Annotated in this window: 19 protein-coding genes; 10 read left to right on the forward strand and 9 right to left on the reverse strand. The window is 61.7% G+C overall.

Annotation, left to right across the window (positions count from 1 at the left end):
• The 7 genes from VFW72_RS08120 to VFW72_RS08150 form a co-directional block, all read left to right on the forward strand.
• The coding region (locus VFW72_RS08120) for a UDP-3-O-acyl-N-acetylglucosamine deacetylase (protein ID WP_329673784.1) at nt 1-204 on the forward strand (204 nt) is incomplete at its 5' end.
• An 18-nt stretch (nt 205-222) separates the two neighbouring features.
• The gene (locus VFW72_RS08125; protein ID WP_329673785.1) at nt 223-408 is read left to right on the forward strand and encodes a hypothetical protein; all 186 of its coding nucleotides are present in this window, start codon (nt 223-225) and stop codon (nt 406-408) included.
• 144 nt (nt 409-552) lie between these two features.
• Entirely contained in the window at nt 553-2460 is a 1908-nt protein-coding gene (locus VFW72_RS08130; protein WP_329673786.1) for a propionate--CoA ligase, read from the forward strand.
• Between the two features lie 54 nt (nt 2461-2514).
• Complete coding sequence (locus tag VFW72_RS08135; protein WP_329673787.1) at nt 2515-3234, forward strand: UPF0149 family protein; 720 nt, start codon at nt 2515-2517, stop codon at nt 3232-3234.
• Between the two features lie 153 nt (nt 3235-3387).
• Entirely contained in the window at nt 3388-4968 is a 1581-nt protein-coding gene (locus tag VFW72_RS08140) for a methyl-accepting chemotaxis protein (protein WP_329673788.1), read from the forward strand.
• A 53-nt stretch (nt 4969-5021) separates the two neighbouring features.
• Nucleotides 5022-5813, forward strand: a complete 792-nt coding sequence (locus VFW72_RS08145; RefSeq protein ID WP_329673789.1) for a metallophosphoesterase — start codon at nt 5022-5024, stop codon at nt 5811-5813.
• 18 nt (nt 5814-5831) lie between these two features.
• Nucleotides 5832-6254, forward strand: a complete 423-nt coding sequence (locus VFW72_RS08150) for a universal stress protein (protein WP_329673790.1) — start codon at nt 5832-5834, stop codon at nt 6252-6254.
• An 8-nt stretch (nt 6255-6262) separates the two neighbouring features.
• On the opposite strand, the gene VFW72_RS08155 is transcribed toward VFW72_RS08150, so the two are convergent.
• Genes VFW72_RS08155 through VFW72_RS08170 form a run of 4 tightly spaced genes read right to left on the reverse strand, consistent with a single transcriptional unit; the run spans nt 6263 to nt 9918 of the window.
• Nucleotides 6263-6646 (reverse strand): response regulator, encoded by a 384-nt coding sequence (locus VFW72_RS08155; protein WP_329673791.1) that lies wholly within the window; start codon nt 6644-6646, stop codon nt 6263-6265.
• A complete protein-coding gene (locus tag VFW72_RS08160; RefSeq protein ID WP_329673792.1) occupies nt 6643-8295 on the reverse strand; it encodes a sensor histidine kinase in 1653 nt (550 codons plus the stop codon). The genes VFW72_RS08155 and VFW72_RS08160 overlap by 4 nt, the downstream gene beginning before the upstream one ends.
• A 48-nt stretch (nt 8296-8343) precedes the next feature.
• The gene (locus VFW72_RS08165) at nt 8344-8775 is read right to left on the reverse strand and encodes a hypothetical protein (protein ID WP_329673793.1); all 432 of its coding nucleotides are present in this window, start codon (nt 8773-8775) and stop codon (nt 8344-8346) included.
• A 30-nt stretch (nt 8776-8805) separates the two neighbouring features.
• Nucleotides 8806-9918 carry a GGDEF domain-containing protein gene (locus VFW72_RS08170; protein WP_329673794.1) on the reverse strand — a complete coding sequence of 371 codons (1113 nt, stop codon included), beginning with the start codon at nt 9916-9918 and terminating at the stop codon, nt 8806-8808.
• 221 nt (nt 9919-10139) lie between these two features.
• On the opposite strand from VFW72_RS08170, the gene VFW72_RS08175 reads away from it, so the two are divergent.
• Both VFW72_RS08175 and VFW72_RS08180 read left to right on the forward strand, forming a co-directional pair.
• On the forward strand, nt 10140-16130 hold the full coding sequence (locus VFW72_RS08175; protein ID WP_329673795.1) for an excinuclease ABC subunit A: 5991 nt from the start codon (nt 10140-10142) through the stop codon (nt 16128-16130).
• 82 nt (nt 16131-16212) lie between these two features.
• Nucleotides 16213-18714, forward strand: coding sequence for an alkaline phosphatase D family protein (locus VFW72_RS08180; protein WP_329673796.1), 2502 nt, complete (start codon nt 16213-16215; stop codon nt 18712-18714).
• An 8-nt stretch (nt 18715-18722) separates the two neighbouring features.
• On the opposite strand, the gene VFW72_RS08185 is transcribed toward VFW72_RS08180, so the two are convergent.
• The 5 genes from VFW72_RS08185 to VFW72_RS08205 form a co-directional block, all read right to left on the reverse strand.
• Nucleotides 18723-19508 (reverse strand): transporter substrate-binding domain-containing protein, encoded by a 786-nt coding sequence (locus VFW72_RS08185; protein WP_329673797.1) that lies wholly within the window; start codon nt 19506-19508, stop codon nt 18723-18725.
• Between the two features lie 63 nt (nt 19509-19571).
• Nucleotides 19572-20543, reverse strand: a complete 972-nt coding sequence (locus tag VFW72_RS08190) for an AEC family transporter (protein WP_329673798.1) — start codon at nt 20541-20543, stop codon at nt 19572-19574.
• A 1-nt stretch (nt 20544) separates the two neighbouring features.
• Entirely contained in the window at nt 20545-21177 is a 633-nt protein-coding gene (locus VFW72_RS08195) for a protein-methionine-sulfoxide reductase heme-binding subunit MsrQ (protein ID WP_329673799.1), read from the reverse strand.
• Nucleotides 21177-22199 (reverse strand): protein-methionine-sulfoxide reductase catalytic subunit MsrP, encoded by a 1023-nt coding sequence (gene msrP / locus VFW72_RS08200; RefSeq protein WP_329673800.1) that lies wholly within the window; start codon nt 22197-22199, stop codon nt 21177-21179. The genes VFW72_RS08195 and msrP overlap by 1 nt, the downstream gene beginning before the upstream one ends.
• 65 nt (nt 22200-22264) lie before the next feature.
• Nucleotides 22265-24898, reverse strand: coding sequence for a DNA topoisomerase III (locus VFW72_RS08205; protein WP_329673801.1), 2634 nt, complete (start codon nt 24896-24898; stop codon nt 22265-22267).
• A 105-nt stretch (nt 24899-25003) separates the two neighbouring features.
• On the opposite strand from VFW72_RS08205, the gene VFW72_RS08210 reads away from it, so the two are divergent.
• Entirely contained in the window at nt 25004-25489 is a 486-nt protein-coding gene (locus VFW72_RS08210) for an SET domain-containing protein (RefSeq protein ID WP_329673802.1), read from the forward strand.
• Nucleotides 25490-25508: the final 19 nt, after the last annotated feature.

Genomic DNA, 25508 nt, shown 5'->3' on the forward strand with positions numbered 1-25508 from the left:
CACAAGATCCTGGACGCCATTGGCGACCTGTATGTGATCGGCCACCCCTTGCTGGCGTCCTACAGCGCCTACAAATCGGGCCACGCGCTCAACAACAAGCTGCTGCGCGTCTTGTTGGAGCAGCCCGATGCCTATGAGATCGTCACCTTTGCTGACGAGGCCAAGGCCCCCAAGGGCCTGAACGAACTGGCTCCGGCCTGGTAACCCCACCCGATCTCGACCATGGCCCTCGTTCGATTGCTGGTGATGGCCATGGGCCTGGGCTTTTTGCTCTGCATGGGCATGTTCACCCTCAGCGGTGAGCCCATCTGGCGCCAGCGCGCCATCCAAATCCTCAAATGGGGCGTGGTGCTGGGCCTGTGTTTTGTTGGCCTGTTTGTGCTGCGTCGCGCGGCGGTTTTCATCTAGATCAAGCTTTTTCTGGCTCAGCTTTTTCTGACCCGCAAACATGGGGTAACCCCCCTACATGCGGGATGTTTGACGTCCCTAGTATGACAACAAACATCGCATCAGACGCTTGGCCAAGACCGGCGCTAGAGGAGACCCCGCACCATGGATTACGCCGCTGTGTATCGGCGCTCTGTCGCCGACCGTGACGCTTTTTGGCGCGATCAGGCCTACCGCATTGACTGGCATCGCCCGTTCGATCAGGTGTGCGATTACAGCCAGCCACCGATGGCAAAGTGGTTCGTGGGCGGACAGACCAATCTGTGCCACAACGCGGTCGACCGCCATGTGCCCGCCCGCCCCGATCAGCCCGCGCTGATCCATGTGTCGACCGAAACCGGTGAGGAACAAGTCCTGAGCTTTGGCCAGTTGCACGTCGAAGTGCAACGCATGGCCGCCGTGCTGCAAAGCATGGGCGTCAGCAAGGGCGATCGCGTCCTGATCTACATGCCGATGATCCCGCAAGCCGTGATCGCCATGCTGGCGACCGTGCGCATCGGGGCCATCCACTGTGTCGTGTTCGGCGGCTTTGCCTCTCAGGCATTGGCCAGCCGCATCGATGATGCCAGCCCCACCGTGATCGTCACCGCCGATGCGGGATCACGTGGCGGCAAGGTCATCCCCTACAAGCCTTTGCTGGACGAGGCCCTCAAGCTGTCCACGCACAAGGTATCGCATGTGGTGTTGGTCAACCGCGGGCTTGCGCCGGCCGAGATGATCACCCCCCGAGATGTGGACTACGCCCTGGCCCGCAAGCTACATATGGACGCCATGGTGCCTTGCGAATGGGTGGAGTCCACGCACCCTAGCTACATCCTCTACACCAGCGGCACAACCGGAAAGCCCAAAGGGGTGCAGCGGGACTCGGGGGGTTATGCTGTGGCGCTGGCCGCGTCGATGGAACACATCTACCAAGGCCGCCCCGGCGAAACGTTCTTTTGCGCCAGCGACATTGGCTGGGTGGTGGGGCACAGCTACATCGTCTACGGCCCGCTGCTGGCCGGCATGAGCACCATCCTGTACGAAGGCCTGCCCGTGCGCCCCGATGCCGCCATCTGGTGGTCGCTGGTCGAGAAGTACAAGGTCAGCGTGATGTTCTCGGCACCCACCGCCATTCGGGTGCTGAAGAAGCAAGACCCGGATTGCCTCAAGCGGCATGACCTTTCCAGCCTGAAGCACCTGTTCCTGGCGGGCGAACCGCTCGATGAACCGACCGCCAAGTGGATTGGCGACGCCATCGACAAACCCATCGTTGACAACTATTGGCAAACCGAAACCGGTTGGCCCATTCTCAGCCTGGCGCGCGGCATTCAGGCTCAGCAAGCGACCAAACTGGGCTCACCCGGCATTCCCATGCTGGGCTACAACGTGAAGTTGCTGAGCGACCAGACAGGCGAAGAACTGAACGAACCGAACCAGAAAGGCGTGCTGACCATCGAAGGCCCCCTGCCCCCAGGCTGCATGCAAACGGTGTGGGGTGACGACCAACGCTTCGTCAACACCTACTGGAAGAGCTTTGGCGACCGCCTGATCTACAACACCTTCGATTGGGCCATCCGCGATGAAGACGGCTATTACTTCATCCTGGGCCGCACTGACGATGTGATCAATGTGGCCGGACACCGGCTGGGCACCCGCGAAATCGAGGAAGCCATCAGTCGCCATGCGGCCGTCACCGAAGTGGCGGTGGTGGGCGTGGCCGATGCCCTCAAAGGCCAGGTTGCCCGCGCCTTTGTCGTGTCCAACAACCCTGCCGTGCTGCAGGACGAAACCTTGCGCCAACGTCTCGAAGCCGAGATCATGCAAACCGTTGACCAGCAACTGGGCGCTGTGGCTCGCCCAGCCCGGGTGCTGTTCGTCGGAGCCCTGCCCAAAACCCGATCGGGCAAGCTATTGAGACGCGTGGTGCAAGCCATTTGTGAAGGCCGCGAACCTGGTGACCTGAGCACCCTGGAAGACGCCCAGACCATTCAGCAGCTGAAAGACGCGGTCAGCGCCATTGCATGTGGTTGACGCTCAACCGGACTCCGGCACAATGGGGTCTTTGATACGAACCGTGTTCCCATAATGAAGACCCCTGCCCCGCTTTCCGACGCCGACATCAACGACATCGACATGCTGCTGGGTGCCGTACCCGAGCCCTTTGAGACCGTTGATGCCGTGATCCTGGACGGCTACCTGGCCGGGGTGCTGGTGCAGCCCGTCATGCTGACGCCTGAGCAATACCTGCCGCCCATCTTCGGCACCGAAGGCATGCCTGAGCCCGGCATTCCTGGCTGGACCGAAGAACAGCACAACAAGCTGATCAGCCTGATCGAACGCCGCAAGGACGAAATCTTGCGTGGCATTCTGGAACAGGGTTGGTTCGACCCGATCATCCCGATGATCGAGGAAGAAGATGGCCAGCCAGCAGAAGGCAAGGCCGCCATGGAAGGTCTGGGCTACTGGGCCGCCGGCTTTGAATGGGCTCTGGCCAACTTCCCGCAATTGGAAGAAGCGGGCCTGCCCGGCGTGCCCGACCTGCTCGACTCCATCTGGCGCCACCTGCCCGAACAAGACGAAACCCAGCGCGAAATGACCAAGGCGCTGGACCAGGAACACCCCCTGCGCAACCTCGACGAAGGCATTGAGCAACTGGTGTTCGACGTGGTGGACCTGGCCGAAATCGGCATTGCCGAGCGCCACAAGGTGGAAACCGTGGTGCGCGACCAACCCAAGGTGGGCCGCAACGACCCCTGCCCCTGTGGCAGCGGCCGCAAGTACAAGCAGTGTCACGGCGCAAACTGATCGCCGCACCGCTCCCCCAGACAAGGCGCTTCGGCGCCTTTTTTCATATCGCGAACTTCCCTTGATTTCCGGACAAGGCTGCCGAAATCCTTCCGTTGTGCGGCGCTCAAGCGCCTCCCTGAAGATGCCTTTGTTCTGATTAAGGAAATTTGCATGAACGGTTTGCTCAGCAGCTTTCGAGCACGCTTGCTCAGTATCTTGGTCGTGATCAATGTATGCGTCCTGGCTCTCGGCACGAGCTCCTACTTTCTGCTAGGTCAGGTTGGGGAAAAGCTCGATGAATTCACGGGGGGCATTTACTACCGCCTGGAAATCAGCAACCGACTGCGAACCGCCGCGCAAGACCGAGCCATTGCCCTGCGCAACCTCGCTCTGATCGACACCCCCGACGAGCGGGCCAAGAGTCTGGCCAACTACCAACGCCGTCAGCAGGAAACCACTGAATCGCTCGCCGAGTTGCAGCGCCTGGTCTCGCAACCCGACATGCCGGCAGAGGTGCAGACTCGCGTCGCGGCCATCACCGCGGTCGAGAAGAAGTACGCCCCAGCCGCCGCCGCCATCGTCGAACTGCTGAAGAACGGTCAACGCGAAGCCGCCATCCAACAAATCGCGGCGATCTGCAACCCGACCTTGGCTGAGCTGAATGAAGCGATTCAGGCTTACACCAGCCTCACGGAAAAACGCACCCGCGCCTATGTGGCCGCAGCCAACGCCAGCAGCCGCAGCCAGCGCCAATTCCTGCTGGGCTTCGTGCTGGTGTCGCTGAGTGTGGTGGCGACGCTGGGCTACTTGCTGCGACGCAATGTGGAAAACACCCTGGGCACCGAACCGGAAACGCTGCGGTCGATGCTGGCCCGCATGGCGGATGGAGACCTGGCGACCTCAACCGGTTCAGCCAACGCCCGCCCCGATAGCGTGTTGGCGGCGCTGGGTCGCATGCGACTGCAGATGAGCCAGATCGTGGGCCAGGTTCGCCAGGCCAGTGAATCGATTGCCACCGGATCGACCGAAATCGCCATGGGCAACTCTGACCTGTCGGTGCGCACCGAGGAGCAAGCCTCCAACCTGCAATACGCCTCGGCCTCGATGCTGGAAATCCGGGCCATGGTGGAACGCAATGCCGATACCGCACGGCAAGCCTCCCATCTGGCCAGCACCGCCAGCGAGGCCGCTCAAAACGGTGGCGCCGTGATGCGAGAGGTGGTGGAGACGATGCAGGAAATCGCCGCGAGCTCGCAAAAGGTCACCGACATCATTTCAGTGATTGATGGCATCGCGTTTCAGACGAATATTCTGGCCCTGAACGCCGCGGTTGAGGCGGCCCGCGCCGGTGAGCAGGGCCGTGGCTTTGCTGTGGTCGCCGGTGAGGTGCGTTCGCTGGCCCAGCGCAGCGCCGAGGCGGCCAAGGAAATCAAGAGCCTGATTGGCAGCAGCACCGAGAAGGTCGACAACGGCAAACAACTGGTTCACGATGCAGGCAGCTCGATCGAGGACATCGTCAACCAGGTCAGCAAGGTGGCGCATTTCATCGAAGAGATCAGCTCGTCGGCGCTGGAACAGAAGTCTTCCATCGGTCAGGTGTCTGACTCGGTTGCCAACCTGGACCAGGTCACACAACAGAACGCCGCTCTGGTCGAACAAAGTGCCGCCGCAGCAGAGAGCCTGAAGCACCAGGCAGCCAAGCTCGCCGAGTTGGTTAACCAGTTTCAGGTGTCTGGCATGCAGCCAGCCTGAGTGCGCATGCCGGAAGTCACCGTGGCCCGATTGGGCTCCGGTAGACTTTGCACATGCGCATCCAGGTGTTATCTGACCTGCACCTCGAAACCGAGGATTTTTCGCCCCAGCCAGCCCCTGGGGCGAATTTATTGGTATTGGCCGGCGACATCGACACCACCTGGACCAGTCTGAGCCTGTTTGCCAACTGGCCTGTGCCGGTGGTGTTCGTGCCTGGCAACCACGAATTCGATGGTCGTGACCTAGACGAAGCCCTGACCGGCCTGCGCGATCAATGTCGCCATCTCGGCATTCGGCTGCTTGAAAAGGACAGCTGGATTGCCACCGCACCGGACGGCCGCCGCATTCGTTTTGTGGGCACCACACGCTGGTCTGATTTCGACCTCTTCGGCGAAGCCCAACGTGCCCGCGCCATGCGCGCGGCCAGCTACTACGTCAAGGTGATGCGCGCCACACGTCAGGGGCAGGTCTTCGACCCCGAGGCCGTTCGTCAGGAGGCCTTGCAGTGTCGCGACTGGCTGGCCCATGCGATCAAGCAGACGCCCAGCGCCGATGCCCACAGTGAATCACGCTGGGACACGACCGTGGTCATCACCCACTACGGCCCCAGCCTGCAAAGCGCCGACCCGCGCTATGGCAAACAGCCTGGCACCGCCAGCTTCTGCAATGCCGATGAAGACCTGATGCCCGGCGTGGCCCTTTGGATTCACGGCCACCTGCATTGCCGCCATGACTACGTGGTCCATCATGCACAGGGTCAGACCCATGTGGTGAGCAACGCACGCGGACATGGCTACAAAGGCGAAGCAGAGCACTATGATGGGCTGAGATGCATCTCAGTCTGACCTCTGGAAGGAGACCCCATGAAAATCTTGTTGGCCGTTGACGGCAGTTCCTACACCAAGCGCATGCTGGCTTGGCTGACCACCCATGAAGAGTGGTTGAGTGCCCCCCACGAATTCACCGTGTTGACCGTGGTGCCCGCGATTCCGCCCCACGCTGCATCGATGTTCACCGCCGAGCAACTCAAGTCGTATTACGACGACACCGCCGAAGGCATCTTCAAGCCCATTCGCAAATTCACCGCCAAGCACGACCTGGCCACCAACTTTGTCAGCAAGGTCGGTCACGCCCCTGAAGTCATTGCCAAGGTGGCCGACAAGGGCAAGCACGACATGATCATGATGGGCTCGCACGGCCACGGCAACCTGCTCAACCTGATCACCGGCTCGGTGACCACGCAGGTGCTGGCACGCAGCAAGCTGCCCGTCTTGCTGGTGCGCTGAAGCGGAAATCAGCTGCCCAGGAGTTGCCGCGCCTGATCAGGCTCAAGAGGCTTGGTCAGGAAGCCACTGACCCCTGAGGTCGAAGCGGCCAAGGCCTTGTCCTCAGGGCTGGCCGATGAGGTCAGCATGTAAATGCGCATGTCAGGCCAGCGCGGCAGGCTGCTTTGCAACGCCTGCAAAACAGCCCAGCCATCGATGGCCGGCATGTTGATGTCAAGCAGCACGAGGTCAACGGGGCCATCTGGCTGCTGCAAGAGGTAATCGATGCCCGCCTGGGGCGAATCAAAGCTCTTGACGTCGCCCTCAAAGTCGGCAGTCGCCAAGACCATCTCGTGGAAGACGTTGTCTGGCTCGCTGTCGTCAATCAACACGATGCGCTGAACTCGATTCACGTGGCCCCCTTGACTGCAGGCAATTCAAACCAGAAACAGCTGCCCTGACCGGGCTGCGACTCGACCCCGATTCGGCCCCCATGCATGTCGATGATGCGTCGACAGGTGGCCAAACCCATTCCGACTCCATCGTACTGCTTTCGGTTGTTCAGACGGCGGAACAGCTGAAACAGTTGGGCATGGTGCTCTGGGGCAATGCCAATCCCATTGTCATGCACAGACAGACGCACACCTGCGGCCACGGCCTCGGCCTGTACGCGAATGTGCGGCACCACGCCTGGCGCGACAAACTTGATGCCGTTGGAAACGAAGTTCTGAATCACCACTCGCAACAGGTGCGGATCGCCCTGAACTTCGGCCTGCGCTTCGCATTCAACGACCGCACCGGTTCGCTGGATGGCATCGCCCAAGTCCGCCACCACGCTGTCGACCAGACTGCATAGCTTGACGGGTTCCTGCCGAATGGTCTGGTGCTCCAGGCGCACGTACTCGAGCAGATCGTCAAGCAAGGCCTTGAGGCGCGTGCCGCCCCCATGCACGAACTCTGCGAAGCGGCGCACGTCAGCCTCGCCGGTCTGGCTCAGCCGGGTCTTCAACACACCCGAGAAGTTGATGATGGTGTTGATGGGCTCGCGCAGGTCATGCGAGAGCATGTAGATGAACTTCTGTTGGGCCAGGGTCTTCTTTTCCAGGGCGGCAATCGTGTCACGCAGCTTCTGCGCGGCTTCGGCCAGCTCTTGAATGTCGTGCTCATCGATGACCACGCCCACGATGTCACCTGCAGCCGAACGGACCGGCACGAAGGTGACCTGCATGCGGCGCAAGCCTTGCGCAGGGTAGATCACATTGGTTTCAAACGAGGTTTGCTCGCCCGCCAAGGCCAGGTCAATGTGCGGCTTGAGTTGCTCCAGAAACACACTTTGCCCACGCACCTCGGCAACGGTTCTGTCTTGCACATCAGCGAGGTCGCGGCCCCAGTAGCGCAGGTAGGCGGTGTTGACCGCACGGTAACAATACTGGCGGTCCACAAACACCTTCAGGTCCAGATCGACCACCGCAAACGACATCAGGCGCATGGCTTCCTGGGCCTGAGCCTGAAGCTGTTGCTCGACAGCGCGAACACGATCCAACGAAGCGCGACGGAAAGTGAGCAAACGTGCGACCTGACGCGACAGGGCTTGCAAGCTCTGCAGCTGACCCGGAGTCAACTGCCGTGGTTCGCGGTCAATGGCACACACCGTGCCCAACGGATAGCCTTCGGTGCTGACGATGGCTGCACCCGCATAGAAGCGGATGTGCGGATCGTCGGTGACCAAGGGATTGGTGGCAAAACGCTGATCGTCGAGGGCGTTGCCGACCACGAACACCTGGTCGGGTTGCAAGATGGCGTGGGCGCAAAAGGCCAGCTCGCGCGGCGTTTCGGGCGCATCCAAGCCCACCCTCGCCTTGAACCACTGACGCCCTTCATCCACCAGAGAAATCAAGGCAATCGGGGTGCCGCAGATTTGCGCCGCCAGCTGCGCGATGTCATCGAACATGGGCTCTGCCAGGGTGTCCAGCACATCGAGTTCATGCAGCGCTTTCAGACGCAAGGACTCCTGGGGATGGGGGGCGGCAGGACAGGCGCCATTAGGCAGCTTCGGGCTCACAGACAGACCTCACTCATCAGATGCTGAACAGATGCCGACGCCCCAGGATCAGGGCGCCGAGGCAGCGCTTTCGGGTGCCGATGCCGGGGTGGTGTGCACGACCACGCCCGGGGTCAGGGTGATGTCATCCACCGCGACCACCTTGGTGACGAAATAACGGGTGTCGCCAAAGCAGCTGGTGGGCAAGCCCACCTTTTCTTCGTAGCGCAAAGCCACTCGCTTGCCCATCAACCGGTTGACCTCTTCGGCCACGGCGTCGTCATGGATGGTGAAGAGGAACTTTTCTGCCACCGCCCCGGGCTGCGAAACCAGGGCCTGCTCGCCCTCCCAGGTCTTGCAGATCCACCCCTTCTTGGAGAGCTTTTGCACCCAGCCCGCACGCTCGCCCATGGAGTAGCTCCAGTTCAGCACCACGGCGAAATAGGCCACCACCAGGCCCACGATGATCACAACCGGAAGAACAAGACGCTTGAAAGACATGGCTATCGGTACGCGAAGACGTCACAGCCATCATGTTGACACGTTTTCGGTACGAACCACGTCGCAGCCGCGGCCGGCATTTTTGGCTTCGTACAACGCCAGATCGGCCCGGTGAATCGCGTGCAGGGGAGGCTCGCCAGCACACAGCAAGGTCACCCCGGCTGAGAAGCCCACCCGCAACTCAGGCACCCCTGCAACCACCTCGACCTGGGCCAGCCCCGAGCGCAGCCGCTCCAGCGCCACCAAGGCACCCGCCTGGGAGGTGTCGGGCAAGACCAGCAAGAACTCTTCCCCGCCCCATCTCGCGATCAGCTCGGAGCCTCTGAGCACCTCCTGCGCCTGACGCGCAAAGCACTTCAGAACCTCATCGCCCACGGCGTGACCATATCGATCATTCACCTGCTTGAAATGATCCAGATCGATCAGCACCAGAGCACAAGGGGTGATGGCACGGGCCTGGCGCTTGAGCAGATGGTCCAGCATCTCCAGGGCATGTCGGCGGTTGTACAAACCGGTCAGAACATCGCGGCTGGCCAACTCTTGAATACGAAGGACCGCTGCCTGAAGTTCCTTGCGATGCCTCATCAACTGCTGACGCAAAGCACTGAACTGACTACCCAGCACCACCAGGCTGGGCTGCAGCATGAGCAAGATCATGAAATGAACCCACTCGGCGCCCCTGGGAAAGCGCTGTGGATCTTGATGGCTCATGAAGTACATGACGCCCCCCATCGAGACCAGCACGTACACGCAGAACCCCCACAGCGCTCGCTGCCGCAAGTTGAATGTGCCAAATACCACCACAGCCAATTGCACGCATATCAGCGCGCCACGCATTTCCGGGAATTGGGAGTACGCGAAGGTGGCAAAACTGGAGGCAAACACCATTTGCCATAGGGTCAAGGCAGGATCGGCAGAGCGATTCGCCAAGCCAAAGCGCACGACGACATACCAGCCGACCGTCGCCAGCAGCGCTATGCCATCGTAAAGACGGACTTTGTCCACATCAGCAAGGCCATGGAAGCGCCCGACCTCCATGATGATGCAGCCCCCGACGTAACCAAAAATGGCCAACAGGGTGCGAAGCACGTAGCGCTGCTGCTTGGGATCTGCCCCCAGCAACGCCCCCCTCAAATGAAACATCAGTGTGCGCAAGTCGTCATGGCACGGCGTGTGCCCAGAAACGTTCACCAAAAGGTTGATTCTGCGCCGCAATCGGCCTGCGTGGGGTAGGAATTTTCCACGACATTTGTCAGTCTGCACGCAAGACCACACCCGCCCCGGCCCCGGCTTTCCCACCCTAGAATGTTTGCGCCCCGCAATTTGGCATCCTCCTGTAGCGGGCGCTAGCTTCAAGGTGTCTCATGTCTGTGATCCGCATTCGCGGTGCCCGCCAGCACAACCTCAAGAACCTGGACCTCGACATCCAGACCGGCGAATTGACCGTCGTGACCGGCCCCAGTGGCTCGGGCAAGTCGTCGCTGGTGTTCGACACCCTCTACGCCGAAGGTCAGCGCCGCTATGTGGAGACATTCAGCGCCTACGCCCGACAGTTCCTGGACCGCATGGACCGCCCGGCGGTCGATCGCGTCGAAGGCGTACCTCCCGCCATTGCGATTGACCAGACCAACCCAGTTCGCACCTCGCGCTCCACCGTGGGCACGATGACCGAGCTGAACGACCACCTGAAACTGCTCTACGCCCGCGCCGCCCAGTTGTTCGACCAGGACACCGGCCGCCTGGTGCGCGAAGACTCCCCCCAATCGGTGTTTGACGACCTGCTGGCCCGCTGTGCCGCCACGCCCGGCGGCCGCCGCGTGGTCATCACCTTTGGGGCCGAGCTGCCGGCCAACACCACGCCCGAGCAGATGGAAGAGTGGCTGTCGGCCAGCGGTTTTTCGCGCATCCAGGCGCAGCGGGTGGTCAAGGCCAGTGAGCTGCCCTCCGCCGCGTTGACGTCCAACCAGACCAGTGCATCGCTGGATGACCCTGATGCCGCAGGCGCAAAGCCTGCCAAGAAAAAGCCTGCCGCCAAGAAGGCCAGCAAAGCCGCGGGCAAGAAGGGCCAAGACACCACCGCCGTGGCCGCCGACGAACGCCTGGTGCTCGACGTGGTGGCCGACCGCTTCCGCATAGGCGCGGACCCCACCGGCGCCGATCTGGACCGCCCCCGCGTGATGGAGGCCCTGGAAGTGGCCTTCAAACGCGGCAGTGGCCACATCACCGTGTACGCCTTGCCTGAAGGGGATGGCGAGCCCGATCTGTGGCGCTTCTCTGCCGGCCTGCATTGCCCAGAAAGCCACCGCCGCTACAGCGCGCCTACACCCGGCATGTTCTCGTTCAACTCGGCGGCGGGGGCTTGCCCCACCTGCCGAGGCTTTGGCCGCGTCATTGGCGTGGACTGGGGCCTGGTCATCCCCGATGGGAAGAAGACCCTGCGGGGCGGCGCTGTCAAACCCTTGCAAACCCCGGCCTGGGAAGACAGCCAGAAAGACCTCATCAAGTACGCCGGTGATGCCGGTGTGCCACGCGATACCGCCTGGTCGCAACTGAGCCCCGAGCACAAGCAATGGGTGATCGATGGCGACCCCGCCTGGAAAGGCAACTGGACCACGCAGTGGTATGGCCTGAAGCGCTTCTTCGAATACCTGGAGAGCAAGGCTTACAAGATGCACATCCGGGTGCTGCTGTCGAAATACCGCAGCTACACACCCTGCCCGACGTGTGAAGGTGCCCGCCTGCAACTGGAAAGCCTGTTGTGGCGCCTGGGCAGCCGCGAGGACGCCGATGCCGTTTTGCCCGCCGCCAAGCGTTTCAAGCCCGTCGGCGCAGCGCTGAGCCGCGAGGTGCTGGAAACACTGCCCGGCCTCAGCCTGCACGACCTCATGCTGCTGCCCATCAAGGACATGCAGCGCTTCTTCAGCTTTGTCACGCTGGCGAACCGGGGTGACAACGAAGCCCTGTCTTTGCTGCTCGACGAAATCCGCACCCGCCTGAAATACCTGGTGGACGTGGGCCTGGGCTATCTGACACTGGACCGTCAAAGCCGCACCCTGTCGGGCGGCGAAGTCCAACGCATCAACCTGACCACGGCCCTGGGCACCTCGCTGGTCAACACCTTGTTTGTGCTGGATGAGCCCAGCATCGGCCTGCACCCGCGCGACATGGATCGCATCAACGTGGCCATGCAACGCCTGGTGGATGCCGGCAACACCCTGGTGGTGGTCGAGCACGACCCCGCCGTGATGCTGGCCGCCGACCGCATCATCGACCTGGGCCCCGGCCCGGGCCACCAAGGCGGCCGCATCGTGTTCGACGGCACCCCCGAAGACCTGAAGCACGCCGAGACCTTGACGGGTGCTTACCTGGGCGCCCGCCGCACCATTGGTTTGGGCCTGCGCCGCCCGGTGGAAGACAACACGCCCAAGCTCATCTTGCAAGGCGCGCGTCAGCACAACCTCAAGAACCTGAACATCGAATTCCCGCTGCAACGCCTGGTGGGTGTGACCGGCGTGAGCGGCTCGGGCAAGTCCACCCTGATCCAAGACATCCTCTACCCGGCCCTGCTGCGCCACTTTGGTCAGGCCACAGAAAGCCCCGGTGAGCACGATGACCTGCTGGGAGCCGATTGGCTGTCCAGCGTCAACTTTGTGGACCAGTCGCCCATTGGCAAGACGGCGCGATCCAACCCTGCCAGTTATGTCGGGGCTTTCGATGCCGTGCGTGCCTTGTTTGCCGTGACCCCACTGGCGCGCGAACGCAAGTACACGGCCGGCACCTTCAGCTTCAACGCGGGCACCGGCCGTTGCGCCACCTGCGGCGGCTCGGGCTTCGAGCACGTGGAGATGCAGTTCTTGAGCGACGTTTACCTGCGTTGCCCCGACTGCGATGGCACCCGCTTCCGTGCCGAGGTGCGCGAAGTGAAGATCGAACGCGGCAACCGCCAGCTCAGCATCTCCGACGTGTTGGAGCTGACCGTGGCCGAAGCCGTGCGCCTATTCCAGCACGATGTGGACGTGGTGCGTGCCCTGCAACCCCTGGCCGATGTGGGCCTGGACTACGTCAAGTTAGGCCAACCCGTGCCCACCTTGTCAGGTGGTGAAGCGCAGCGCTTGAAGCTGGCGGGCCACTTGGTGGAAGCCGCCCAGCAAGCCAGCAAGACGGGGCAGCGCGTGGCACGCAAAGGCACGCTCTTCATGTTTGACGAACCCACCACGGGTCTGCACTTTGACGACATTGCCAAGCTGATGCGTGCCTTTGGCAAGCTACTGGATGCGGGCAACTCCATCATCCTGATCGAACACAACCTGGACGTGATCCGGGCTTGCGATTGGTTGATCGAACTGGGCCCCGAAGGCGGCGATGCGGGCGGCACCCTGGTGGCCTATGGCCCGCCCGAACAGGTGCGCCTGGGCAGCAGCCACACGGCCATTGCCTTGCGTGAGTACGAACAGGCCTTGGGCCTGGACGTGCCCGTGCTGCAAGCTGCCGAACGTGCGGCCACCTACCAAGTCCAGGTGGATGAGGCCGCACTCGCACCCCACATCGGCCCTGATCACAGCGCCGAAGAAGGCGCGTCCTTACAAGCCCTCATCAAAGCCCGCCGAGACAAGCGCCGCGAGCTGGCCGCCAAGGCGCCTGGTCACAGTGCCATCGAAGTCGTCAATGCCCACGAGAACAACCTCAAGGGCATGAGCGTGAACATCCCGCGCGGCAAGTTCAACGTCATCACCGGGGTGTCGGGCTCAGGCAAGTCCACCCTGGCGTTTGACATCTTGTTCAACGAAGGCCAGCGCCGCTATCTGGAATCGCTCAATGCCTACGCGCGCTCGCTGGTGCAGCCCGCAGGCCGCCCCGAAGTGGATGCGGTGTACGGCATCCCCCCCACCGTGGCCATTGAGCAGCGGCTGTCACGTGGCGGCCGCAAGAGCACGGTGGGCACCACCACCGAAGTGCACCACTTCCTGCGCCTGCTGTACGTGAAACTGGGCGTGCAGCACTGCACCCAGTGTGTGGACGAAGACGGGCACCCGATGCCCGTGCTACCCCAAACACCCGAAGCCATTGCGGCCCAATGGGTGCGCGAGTACCGAGGCCAGCACATCGGCCTGCTGGCACCCTTGGTCGTGAACCGCAAGGGCCTCTACACTGAGCTGGCCAAATGGGCCTCCAGCAAAGGCTATCCGTATCTGCGGGTCGATGGGGAATTCATTCCATCCGCCGGCTGGGGCACGTCCAAGGGACCGAAGATCGATCGCTACCGCGAGCACACCATCGAGCTGCCTGTGGGCGACGTGCTGGTCACGCCTGAAAACGAAGGCCGCTTGCGCGAACTGCTGGCCCAAGCGCTGGAACATGGCAAGGGCGTGGTGCACCTGCTTTCGCCATTGGACAAACTGGCCGAGGCATTGGAAAAAGGCCAATCGACCCTGCACATGGGCCGCGTCAAGGTGTTCTCGACCGAACGCGCCTGCCCCGCCTGCGGCACCAGTTATCCCGAACTCGACCCACGCCTGTTCTCCTACAACAGCAAACACGGCTGGTGCGAAGACTGCGTGGGCACCGGCTTGGCCTTGACCCGCGACCAACGCAAGGTGCTGGACGACTCCGACCCCGACGAGAAGCGTGGCCGCGAACAGACCTTTGCCGAACCCGATGTGGAAGACGTCAGCGACGACGCCTGCCCCAGCTGCCACGGTGCGCGCCTGAACCCGATTGCACGGGCCGTGAAGTTGGGCGGTACCGGCCCGGGGCGCAACTTGTCGATTGCCGAGTTGTCCGCCTACTCGGTGAAGGAATCCAAGCGTTGGGCTGAACAACTCAAGCTCGATGGCCGCGAAGCCACCATCGCCCGCGACATCGTCACCGAAATCAAAGGCCGCTTGAGCTTCATGGAACAAGTCGGCCTGGGTTACCTCAGCCTGGATCGCGCCGCGCCCACCTTGTCGGGTGGCGAAGCGCAGCGCATTCGCCTGGCGGCCCAATTGGGCTCGAACCTGCAAGGCGTGTGCTACGTATTGGACGAGCCCACCATCGGCCTGCACCCGCGTGACAACCAACTGCTGCTCAATGCGCTGCATACGCTGGGTCAAGAGGGCAACACCCTGGTGGTGGTGGAGCACGACGAAGACACCATCCGTCGCGCCGAACACGTCATCGACATCGGCCCCGGTGCGGGCCAACGTGGCGGCACCGTGGTGGCCGAAGGCACGGTGCAAGACATCATGGCGTCGCCCGACTCGATCACCGGCCGCTGCCTGCGTGAACCCATGCAGCACCCGCTGGGCCAACGCCGCGAGATCACGCCCGACTTGGAACAACTGACGCTGCACGGCGCCAAGTTGCACAACCTGCAGAATGTGACCGTGAAGGTGCCACTCAAGCGCCTGGTGGCCGTCACCGGCGTGAGTGGCTCGGGCAAATCGACCCTGGCGCGTGATGTGCTGCTGGCCAATGTGCAGCACGCCGTCGGCATCCCACCGAAAGAGCGCGACACCACGCGCCCCCAATGGCATGGCTGCACCCAACTGGACGGCTGGGGCGCCGTCGACCGCGTGCTGGAAGTGGACCAAACCCCCATTGGCAAGACACCGCGCTCCTGCCCTGCCACCTACATTGGCTTCTGGGACACGATTCGCAAACTGTTTGCCGACACCCTGGAAGCCCGCGCACGTGGCTGGGCCGCCGGCCGCTTCAGCTTCAACACGGGCGAAGGACGTTGCCACGCGTGTGAAGGCCAAGGCATTCGCACGATTGAAATGGCCTTCCTGCCCGATGTGAAGGTGCATTGCGATGCCTGTAACGGCTTGCGCTTCAACCCCGAAACACTGGCCGCCACTTGGCGTGGCAAGTCCATTGGCGATGTGCTGAAAATGGAGGTGGACGAAGCGGTGGAGTTCTTCGCGTCCATGCCCGCCATTTCACACCCGCTGAAGTTGCTGCAAGACGTAGGCTTGGGTTACCTGACCCTGGGGCAGCCCTCGCCCACTTTGTCAGGCGGCGAAGCCCAGCGCATCAAGCTGGTGACCGAATTGAGCAAGGTGCGCGACGACGTCACCAAGCGCGGCAACAAGGCCCCGCACACCCTGTATGTGCTCGATGAACCCACCGTGGGCCTGCACCTGGCCGACGTAGCGCGATTGATCAAAGTCCTGCACCGCCTGGTCGATGGCGGCCACAGCGTGGTGGTCATCGAACACGATCTGGACGTGATCGCCGAAGCCGACTGGATCATCGACATGGGGCCTGAAGGCGGCACTGGGGGTGGCAAGGTGGCCGCGCAAGGCACGCCTGAAGCGGTCATCAAAGCCAAAACCCATACAGGGATTGCCCTGGCGCGTTTGTTTTCGAATTGACGCCCGAAGTCAAGAAAGATACACAAACGAATCCTACGATATTGCCCTCAGCTTGAGGGCAGTACTTTTTCCGGAGCACGCAATGGATCGTCGGCAGTTCATCAAATTCAGCAGTCTCTTCACCACGACCGCGCTGGCCTCTGGCCTGACGACCACCCTGTCGGGCTGCAACAGCAGTCTGCCCCCCACCGCCACTGGCACCGCTTGGAAATTCCCGCAATCGGTCGCCTCGGCTGACCCTCGCCCCGACAGCATCGTGCTGTGGACCCGGGTTGTGCCCACCTCTCTGGACGACGTGACCGCCGTGCCAGCAGGCTCTGACATCACCATCAGCCTGCTGATCAGCACCACCACAAGCAACCAAAGTTTGCTCGGCAGCAACGAACCGCTGCGTGGGCAGATGATCGTGCCGCTGTCTGTGCCAGCCTATGCCGACTTTGACGGCACGGTTCGTCACAAGGTCACCGGCCTGCAAGCGGGCAAGACCTACTACTACCAATTCATGGCTGGCAGCGTTCGCTCCAAGGTGGGTCGATTCAAGACCGCCCCGGCCAAACAGGCCGATGTGCAGCAAATGAAGTTCGCCTTCATTTCCTGCCAGGACTGGAGCATCAACCACTGGGGAGGCTATTCGGAACTGGTCAAGCAAGACGATCTGGATTTCTTCATCCACCTGGGCGACTACATCTACGAGACTGTGGGCGAGGCCTTTCAGACCGGCCTGGTCGAAAGCCGACACACCGCCTTGAACCTGCCCAACGGCACCTTCAAGAACGGATCGTCTGGTGCGAAATACGCCACCACCCTGAACGACTACCGCTACCTCTACAAGCAGTACCGTACCGACCCGCGCCTGCAAGCCATGCACGAGCGCTTCCCCATGATCGCCATCTGGGACGATCACGAGTTCTCTGACGATTGCTGGCAAGACGCCGAAACCTACGACAACGGCACCTTCAACGGCCTCGTGGGCGACAACACCCGCCAGACCTCACGCCGCCTGAGCGCCAACCAGGCCTGGTACGAGTTCATGCCCGCAGACATCCAGTACGACGAAAAGGGCACTGACATCCATGGCATCCGCATCTACAGAGACTTCCAGTTCGGCAAGCTCGCTCACCTGGTGATGACCGATGAGCGCCTCTACCGTGCCGACCACCTGATCCCAGAGGCCGCGACCAACCCCTCCACCGGCCAGCCCTTGGGCAGCATTGGTTCGCGCTACATGGTGCCGGCCAACACCTTGGCTACCGTCGAAGCTGCCAAGATGGCCGCCCTCGGTGGAGACCTGAGCCTGGTCTCCATGCTGGGTGCCACCCAGCGCGACTGGTGGAAGACCACCATGAGCCAGGCCACCTCAACCTGGAAGCTGTGGGGCAATGAAGTGTCCCTGCTGCGCATGGGCTTGAGCGGCACCGACGCCATCGCCACCTTGATTGCCCTGAACTCGATCGCCAGCACCACGACCAACATCGTCTCGGCATCGGCCAGTACCAGCGGCAACATCCCGGCCGCAGCGGCCATCGTCGCTGCCGTCGCGGCTGGTGCAGGCCAAAGCACTGCCGCCAATGCAGCCACCGCCATCGCCACCGCCGATGCATCCTCAGGCGATTTGCAGGCCGCCGCAACGGGTGCGGGCTTGACCACCGCCCAAGCGAGCATTGCAGTGGCTTGCTACAACGGCGCCAAGGCCCAAGCCGCCAGTGGCAGCACACAACAAGCCACCGTGGCCGCCCAGATTCTGGCCTTCGGCTACATCAAGCCCGACATCCAGGCGAACAAGGCCAATTCGCCATTCGTCATTGCCTCGGGCAAGCAAGCTGAACTGAGCCCCTACTTCACTCAGTTCTTGCTCAACGCCGACCAATGGGACGGCTACAACGCCGAGCGCAAGGCCTTGATGCAGCACCTGCGCAGCCAGAACATCAAGAACGTGGTGGCCCTGACAGGCGACATCCACTCGTTCTTCGCGGGCACGGTCAGCGACGACTTCGATGCGGCACAGGGTGGCACCCCCACCATGGTCGATCTGGTGACAGCCGGCATGAGCTCCGACTCATTCTTCTCGTATCTGCGCGACGCAGTAGGCAGCCTCTCAGCCGATCTCGCCACCTTGGTGTACTACCCCATCAGCATCCCGACCGGGACCGCGCTGGGCACTTTGAACATCAATTTCAATCTGCTCGACTACACCTTGGGCCAAGCGGTGCCCGATGTGAACGCCTTGGCCGAGCAAGCCCGAGTTCAGGTGCGTGCCGCCTTGGCCCAGGCTGGCGCGCCGGAAGCCCAACTGGACGCCTGGACCGAACTGGTCTTGACTGGTCTGAAGTCGACCGCCAGTTTCAACACCACCCTGCTGGGACTGGCTCAGGTGCTGTCGGGCCTGCAATCCAACCCTTGGCTGAAATACGCCCGCACGGATGCGCAAGGTTTCGCCGTGGTCACCCTGACCCCTGCGAAATTGAGCTGCGAGTTCAAGCAGGTGAACCGGCTGGTGGGCAACAGCGCCCCCAGCACCTCGGTCATTGCGCGCACGACCACGGCCACCGTCGTCAAGGACGTGGTCGACGTGACCATCAGCTGACTTACTTGTCAGCCCTTGTGCTGAAAAATCTTCATCGTCGTCAAACGACGGGCTGCGTCGATGTTGTAGTGATCGCGCAGCTTGTCGCAAAAATCCTTCTCCTGGGCCACAAAGTCATCGAATTTCTTGATGATGTCCGGGCGCTTGAAGGACGACAGACGGTAATCACTCTGGATCATGGGCAGGTCAGGCGCGAACACCACATCTTTGATCTTCGCCGTGCGAGCGTAGTACAAGGCGACGTCCACGTTGTGATAAATCGCGTCGACCTTGCCTGAGCGCAGCGCCTCCACCAACTCTTGCGTGGAGTTGAACTCAAGAACCTTTAACCCTGCTTCGATGGCACTGCTGTAGGGGGGCGTAAAAAATCCTGCCGGTTTACCCAACACCTTGATCTTGCCTGCCACCAAGTCTTGGTTGGAAGCCAGCTTGAGCGTGCCATCAACATACCCGACAGAAGGTTTGCTGTAAGCCACCTTCAAGCCCTTGCGAGCATCTGCGCGCCAGGCCGCGTCATCGGGGTACTTGAAATCGACCTGTCCCTTGAAAAAGGCGGCGTACAGGTCATCAATGTCCATCGGTTTATAGATGACCTTCAAGCCTTCCTTTTTGGCAAAGGCATCCATCAGGTCTCGAAAGTACCCGGTGTATTCCCCATTTTGCGTACCGTAATGGGGCTGAAACGCCAGGTTCTCCACCCCCACCGTGATGGTTTTGGGGTCAGCCGCCCAGGCGGCATGGGCCAGCCCCAAACCGGCCAGCGAAACTACGAGTGAACGCCGAAGACGGTCCATGTGCGCTCCATTGCAAGTCGAAATGCCCTCTCGGCGGGCATACGTCTTGTCTTTCGGCAGCGGTTACCTGATCTGAAGCCCGTGGGCCCAAGCCGTGATGGAAACCAAAGCGGCAGCCGTGGTCCACAAAATGATACGGGCCACCAAGGCCGTGTTGGCGCCTTCTCGCTCGGCCAGCATCGACACATTGCTCGCACTAGGCAAGGCAGCAGCCAACATCAAGGTGATCAAGCCGTCGGTGGGCACGGCCACCCCCCAGGCGGACAAGCCCTGCGCGAACAGCCACACAGCCGCCGGATGGGCGGCCAGCTTCAGAACAGCCCACAACGCAATCCGCCCTCCTGGCAAACTTGCATGCGGCGAGGGCACCATCTGAGCCCGCGCCAGAATGGCACCCAAGGTAAACAAGGCGGCTGGCGAGGCCGACAAGCTCAACAAGCGCAAGGTTTCATCGACCGCGTGAGGCATAGTCATACCAGCGACCGAGGCCAGCAGGCCCAGTGCCATCGACCACAGCAGCGGGTTGCGCAGGGCCCCCATCAGCGAGGCACGAAGCGCATGCCAGGCATCATCGTGGGCGCCGTTTTCGGCACGAGAATGCGCCCAAGCCAGGCACAGGGAACTCAACACCAGCACATCAATGACCAAGGTGGCCGCCACCGGCCCTGCTGCTTTGGCCCCCAGCAAGCTGGTCAGGAGCGGCAGCCCGAGAAAGCCGGTATTGGGAAACGCCGTCACCAAGGCCACCAGCCCCCCATCGCGCCGCGACAGACCTGCGTGCACGGCCCAGGCCAAAGCCAATACCACCATCAGGCCGCCAGCCAAACCATAGGCCAACAGCAAGCTGAGTAAACCGCTTTGCTGCAAGGCCCCGCTCGCACTGAGTCGAAACACCATGGCCGGCAAGCCAAAAAACAGCACAAAGGTATTGAGCGCCCCAATGCCCTCCAGCGGCAACAAGCCCCGGCGGGCGGCCCCCCAGCCCATCAGAACCAGAGCGAAAAAAGGCACAAACAACAAGACCAGGTCGAGCATTTCAGCGGACCTGCCACAGGGCCTTGAATCCACCCTTGCGCATGACGCGCCAGCCCAATAGCACCGCCAGAATCAGGGCGTAGACCATCACTTCGCTGATGTCGTTCTTGGCTGCTTTCTTCCAATAAAAATGCAACAAACCAAGCAGCGCCACCAGATAGACCAGCTTATGCAACTGCTGCCAGGCGCGCCCTCCCATGGCGCGAATGGCACCATTGAATGAGGTCAGGGCCAAAGGCAGCATGAACAGCAAGCCAGCCACGCCCACGAAAATGAAGTTGCGCTTGAAGACGTCCTTGATGATGTCGTCCACCACCAGGCCCTTGTCGAGCCAGGCATACGCCACAAAATGCAGCAGCGCATAGACGAAGGTGGTCACCCCCAGACTGCGCCGATACCGCAGCAATGCGGGCAAGGACGCCACCTCGCGCAAAGGCGAAATGGCCAGAGTCAACCACAGCCAGCGCAAAGTCCACTCGCCGGTTTCACGCACCAACTTCTCTGCCGGGTTGGCACCCAGTCGGTCGGTGAAAGCCGCCACCAGCAGCCCCACCAGCGGCAAGGCACACACACACCACAGCACTGGCTTGCCCCAAGGACGAAGCAGCCATTGATTCACACGAGACAGTTGCATCAGTAATACTTTTTCAAATCCATGCCAGCATACAACTGGCCGACCTGGGCTTCGTAGCCATTGAACATCAAGGTGGGGCGGCGCGGGCTGAACAAACCGCCCTCACCCAGTCGGCGCTCGGTGGCCTGACTCCAGCGGGGGTGGTCCACCTGCGGGTTCACATTCGAGAAGAACCCATATTCACGCGCATTGGCCTTGGTCCAAGACGACACCGGCTGCTGCTCCACCAGGCGAATCTTCACGATCGACTTGGCACTCTTGAACCCATATTTCCATGGCACCACCAGGCGCATCGGCGCACCGTTCTGATTCGGCAGCACCTCGCCATACAAACCAAAGGCCAAGAGGGTCAAAGGGTGCATGGCCTCATCCATGCGCAAGCCCTCGACATACGGCCAATCGAGCACCTGGCTGCGCACGCCAGGCATTTGCTGCGGGTCAGCCAGAGTCGTGAACTCGACGTAGCGAGCTCGGCTATTGGGTTCCACTTTCTTGAGCAAGGTCGACAAGGAATACCCAACCCAGGGAATCACCATGGACCAGCCCTCTACACAGCGCAAGCGGTAAATGCGCTCTTCCATCGCACCCAGCTTGATCAGGCTGTCGAGGTCGAAGCGCTGCGGGCGGTTCACCTCACCCTCCACCACCACTGACCAAGGGCGAGGCTTCAGCGTATGGGCTCGCTGCGCCGGGTCATCCTTGTCGGTGCCGAACTCGTAGAAGTTGTTGTAGTGGGTCACATCCTCGTAGGGCGTGACTTTGTCGGGCACCACGGCACCCGCCACCCCCGAACGGGAGGCAGGCAAAGCCGCGAGCTTGCCCGGGCGCTGGACAGGCGGCACTGCCGAGCCCTGCGCCCACAACCCCGGCGTCGCCGACAACCCCAAGCCGCCCAAACCTGCCGCTTTCAGCCACTGACGCCGCGCTTCGTAAACCGCTGCGGGGGTGATCTCGCTAGGGTGCGGGTGAACCATCCCGCTGTCGGGATGGAAGGGGTGACGAGGGGTGCGTAGCCAGACCATGGGGCGCTCCTGTGTGACGTGGGCGTAACCTTACACCCACCCCCAAGAGCGCGTCAGCCCCAGGGTCATGCAGCCTTCTTGGCCACCTTGCGGGCAGGTGCCTTCTTGGCTGCGGGAGACTTGGCTGCACGGGGCTCGAACTCGAAACCCACCTTACCGGCCTTGGCATCCCAAGACAGAAACGCCTTGAACTTGCGCCGGGTCTTGTTGGACACAAAATTCTCCAGCAGATCGGTCTTGCCGGTTTCCAGCAGTTTGCCCATCTGCTCAGGGGCGATGGGCTGCTGCAAGATGATCTTGCCGCTCTTGAAATCGCAAGTGACCTGGCCGACCGCATTCTCGCAAACGTAGTTGGCGCCATGCTCATAGACATGGCCCTTGCATTTCGGGCAAGTACCCAAGCTGGTCTGGCCGCTGAAGTCCACGGCCTCGCCAGCCTCCTCGTCCTTCTTGGCGTCTTCGCCGAAGTCGAACTCCATCTTCCAGTTGTTCAACTCGTCGTCACGCACCAGCTTGAGCTCGGCCGTGAAAGGCCAACCGGCTTTCGAGCGGAAGCCCTCCAGAGGCCCCAGTTTGTGATCACGCAGCAGCTGCTCCACCTCGTGCAACTCGAAGCTGCGGCCCGCGGGAATCTTGGTCATGCTGAAGCCGCAACCGGTACCGCCCTCGGCATCGCCGCCGTGCTTGCCCGTGCAGGTAAAGCGCCGGTAGTTTTCTTTCACCACGCCACCGCAGTTCGGGCAGGGTGTGCTCAGGGTGGCGTAGTCACCCGGAATGGTGTCGCGGTCGTACTCTTTGGCCTTTTGCACCACGCGCTGCGTCATGGCTGCAATCTCGTCCATGAAGGCTTCACGGCTCAGGCGGCCCTTCTCCATTTCAGACAGCTTGAATTCCCAGTTGCCGGTCAACTCGGGCTTGGTCAGGTCTTCCACCCCCAGGCCACGCAGCAGCGTCATCAACTGGAATGCCTTGGCCGTCGGAATCAGCTCGCGCCCTTCACGGAAAATGTACTTTTCAGTGATCAAACCTTCAATGATGGCCGCGCGGGTGGCTGGGGTACCCAGCCCTTTCTCGGTCATGGCCGCCTTCAGTTCCTCATCGTCAATCAGCTTGCCGGCGCCTTCCATGGCACTCAGCAGCGTCGCTTCGGTGTAGCGTGCTGGGGGCTTGGTCTTGAGGGCATTGACAGCAATGTCATCGGCCGTGACCGGCTCATTGGGCTTGACCGCCACCAGATTGGCACCCGACTCATCGTCTTGCGCCTCTTTGCCATACACCGCCATCCAACCCGGCTTGACCAGCACCTTGCCGTTGGTCTGGAAGCAGTGTTCCGCGCCGGGCACCGCCACCTTGGTGATGCGGGTGGTGACCATGAACTCTGCCGGCGGGAAGAACACCGCCAGGAAGCGCTTGACGACCATGTCATACAGCTTGGCCTCGGCCTCCGTCAGGCTCTTGGGGGCCTGCAGGGTCGGAATGATGGCAAAGTGATCCGAAATCTTGCTGTTGTCGAACACCCGCTTGTTGGGCTTCACATAGCCTTCGTTCAGCGCCACGCGGGCGTGCTGCGCCAGATCACGCAAGGGCCCAGGCATGTCCTCATCGGCAATCATGCCCATGGTTTGCTTGACCACGCCAAGGTAGTCTTCTGGCAGCGCGCGTGAATCAGTACGGGGGTAGGTCAGCACCTTGTGCTTTTCATACAAGGCTTGCGCCAGCCCCAGGGTGGTTTTGGCACTGAAGCCAAAGCGCGAGTTCGCCTCACGCTGCAGCGTGGTCAAGTCATACAGCAAGGGGCTGGACTGCGTGCTGGGCTTGGCTTCTTCGGTGACCGTGCCGGTCTGGCCCTCTACCGCCTTGGCAATGGCGTCGGCATCGGCTTTCGACCAGATGCGATCGGCCTTGGCCTCAGGGTCGTGCTCACTCTTCTTCCACTTGGGGTCGAACCACTTGCCTTCATACGCACCTTGCGCGGCACCGAAGCTGGCCCGAATTTCCCAATAGTCGCGATAGACGTGCTTGCGAATCTTCTCTTCGCGCTCCACCACGATCGACAAGGTGGGCGTCTGCACCCGACCCACGGTGGTCAGGAAGAAACCACCATCGCGTGAGTTGAACGCTGTCATGGCCCGCGTGCCGTTGATGCCCACCAGCCAGTCGGCCTCAGAGCGACAACGCGCGGCGTTGGCCAGCGGTTGCATCTGCTCGTCGCTGCGTAGCTTCTCGAAGCCGTCGCGAATGGCCTGCGGCGTCATGCTCTGCATCCACAAGCGCTGCACAGCCTTGCCCAAGCCCTTGGCCTTGGTGGTCGCGGTGCTGTCCTGCGCGTACTGCACGATCAAGCGGAAAATCAGTTCCCCTTCACGCCCCGCGTCACATGCGTTGATCAGGGTGTCAACGTCCTTGCGCTTGATGAGCTTGACCAGGGCATTCAGGCGCCCCTTGCTCTTGTCAATCGGGTTCAGATCGAAATGGGGGGGAATGACGGGCAGATTGGCAAAACTCCATTTGCCACGCTTGACATCAAACTCGTCGGGCGCCTTGATTTCAACCAGGTGGCCCACAGCGGAGCTGACCACATAGTGTTCGCTCTCGAAATAATCGTCGTGCTTGTCGAACTTGCCATCGACCGGCGTCAGGGCCCGCACGATGTCTTGCGCAACAGAGGGCTTCTCAGCGATGACCAGGGCTTTGCTCATGGGTTCTGTGTTTTTGTTGACTAGAATCGGGCCTCGCGCGCACGTACGCATGCGCACACACGCACACGCGCGCGCCCACTCATTTCAATGTACATAAAGTTGTCGATGACGCAAGCACCCTCTTCCACTTCCGGATCCGGCCGTCGTATTCAGGTGCGCCAGTCGGGCATTCATGGCAAGGGCGTGTATGCGGTCCAGCCGATCTCGGCCGGCGACACCGTCATCGAGTACAAGGGTGAAATCATCACCTGGGAAGAAGCCCTCGACCGCCACCCGCACGACCCCGAGCAGCCCAACCACACGTTCTACTTTCACCTCGACGACGGTCACGTCATCGACGGCAAGTACAACGGCAACTCGGCTCGCTGGATCAACCACTCCTGCGACCCGAACCTCGAAGCCGAGCAAGATGGCAACCGCGTCTTCCTGAAGGCCCTGCGCGACATCGCCCCGGGTGAAGAGTTGTTCTTTGACTACGGCCTGGTCATCGATGCCCGCCTGACGCCCAAGCTCAAGAAGGAATATGCCTGCTGGTGCGGTGCAAAGAACTGCCGAGGCACCATGCTGGCGCCCAAGCGCGGCCGTCGCTGAAGCACGCAGGGGCCCTGTC

Origin of the sequence: Aquabacterium sp. (assembly GCF_036273115.1) — a bacterium.
Taxonomy (GTDB): Bacteria; Pseudomonadota; Gammaproteobacteria; order Burkholderiales; family Burkholderiaceae_C; genus Aquabacterium.

Coding starts and splice junctions, on each gene's coding strand:
- VFW72_RS08140 (WP_329673788.1), top strand. CDS start 3,388: ATGAACGGTTTGCTCAGCAGCTTTCGAGCACGCTTGCTCAGTATCTTG.
- VFW72_RS08180 (WP_329673796.1), top strand. CDS start 16,213: ATGGATCGTCGGCAGTTCATCAAATTCAGCAGTCTCTTCACCACGACC.
- VFW72_RS08190 (WP_329673798.1), bottom strand. CDS start 20,543: ATGCTCGACCTGGTCTTGTTGTTTGTGCCTTTTTTCGCTCTGGTTCTG.
- VFW72_RS08205 (WP_329673801.1), bottom strand. CDS start 24,898: ATGAGCAAAGCCCTGGTCATCGCTGAGAAGCCCTCTGTTGCGCAAGAC.
- VFW72_RS08185 (WP_329673797.1), bottom strand. CDS start 19,508: ATGGACCGTCTTCGGCGTTCACTCGTAGTTTCGCTGGCCGGTTTGGGG.
- VFW72_RS08145 (WP_329673789.1), top strand. CDS start 5,022: ATGCGCATCCAGGTGTTATCTGACCTGCACCTCGAAACCGAGGATTTT.
- VFW72_RS08210 (WP_329673802.1), top strand. CDS start 25,004: ATGACGCAAGCACCCTCTTCCACTTCCGGATCCGGCCGTCGTATTCAG.
- VFW72_RS08170 (WP_329673794.1), bottom strand. CDS start 9,918: ATGTTTCATTTGAGGGGGGCGTTGCTGGGGGCAGATCCCAAGCAGCAG.
- msrP (WP_329673800.1), bottom strand. CDS start 22,199: ATGGTCTGGCTACGCACCCCTCGTCACCCCTTCCATCCCGACAGCGGG.
- VFW72_RS08130 (WP_329673786.1), top strand. CDS start 553: ATGGATTACGCCGCTGTGTATCGGCGCTCTGTCGCCGACCGTGACGCT.
- VFW72_RS08125 (WP_329673785.1), top strand. CDS start 223: ATGGCCCTCGTTCGATTGCTGGTGATGGCCATGGGCCTGGGCTTTTTG.
- VFW72_RS08195 (WP_329673799.1), bottom strand. CDS start 21,177: ATGCAACTGTCTCGTGTGAATCAATGGCTGCTTCGTCCTTGGGGCAAG.
- VFW72_RS08135 (WP_329673787.1), top strand. CDS start 2,515: ATGAAGACCCCTGCCCCGCTTTCCGACGCCGACATCAACGACATCGAC.
- VFW72_RS08165 (WP_329673793.1), bottom strand. CDS start 8,775: ATGTCTTTCAAGCGTCTTGTTCTTCCGGTTGTGATCATCGTGGGCCTG.
- VFW72_RS08175 (WP_329673795.1), top strand. CDS start 10,140: ATGTCTGTGATCCGCATTCGCGGTGCCCGCCAGCACAACCTCAAGAAC.
- VFW72_RS08150 (WP_329673790.1), top strand. CDS start 5,832: ATGAAAATCTTGTTGGCCGTTGACGGCAGTTCCTACACCAAGCGCATG.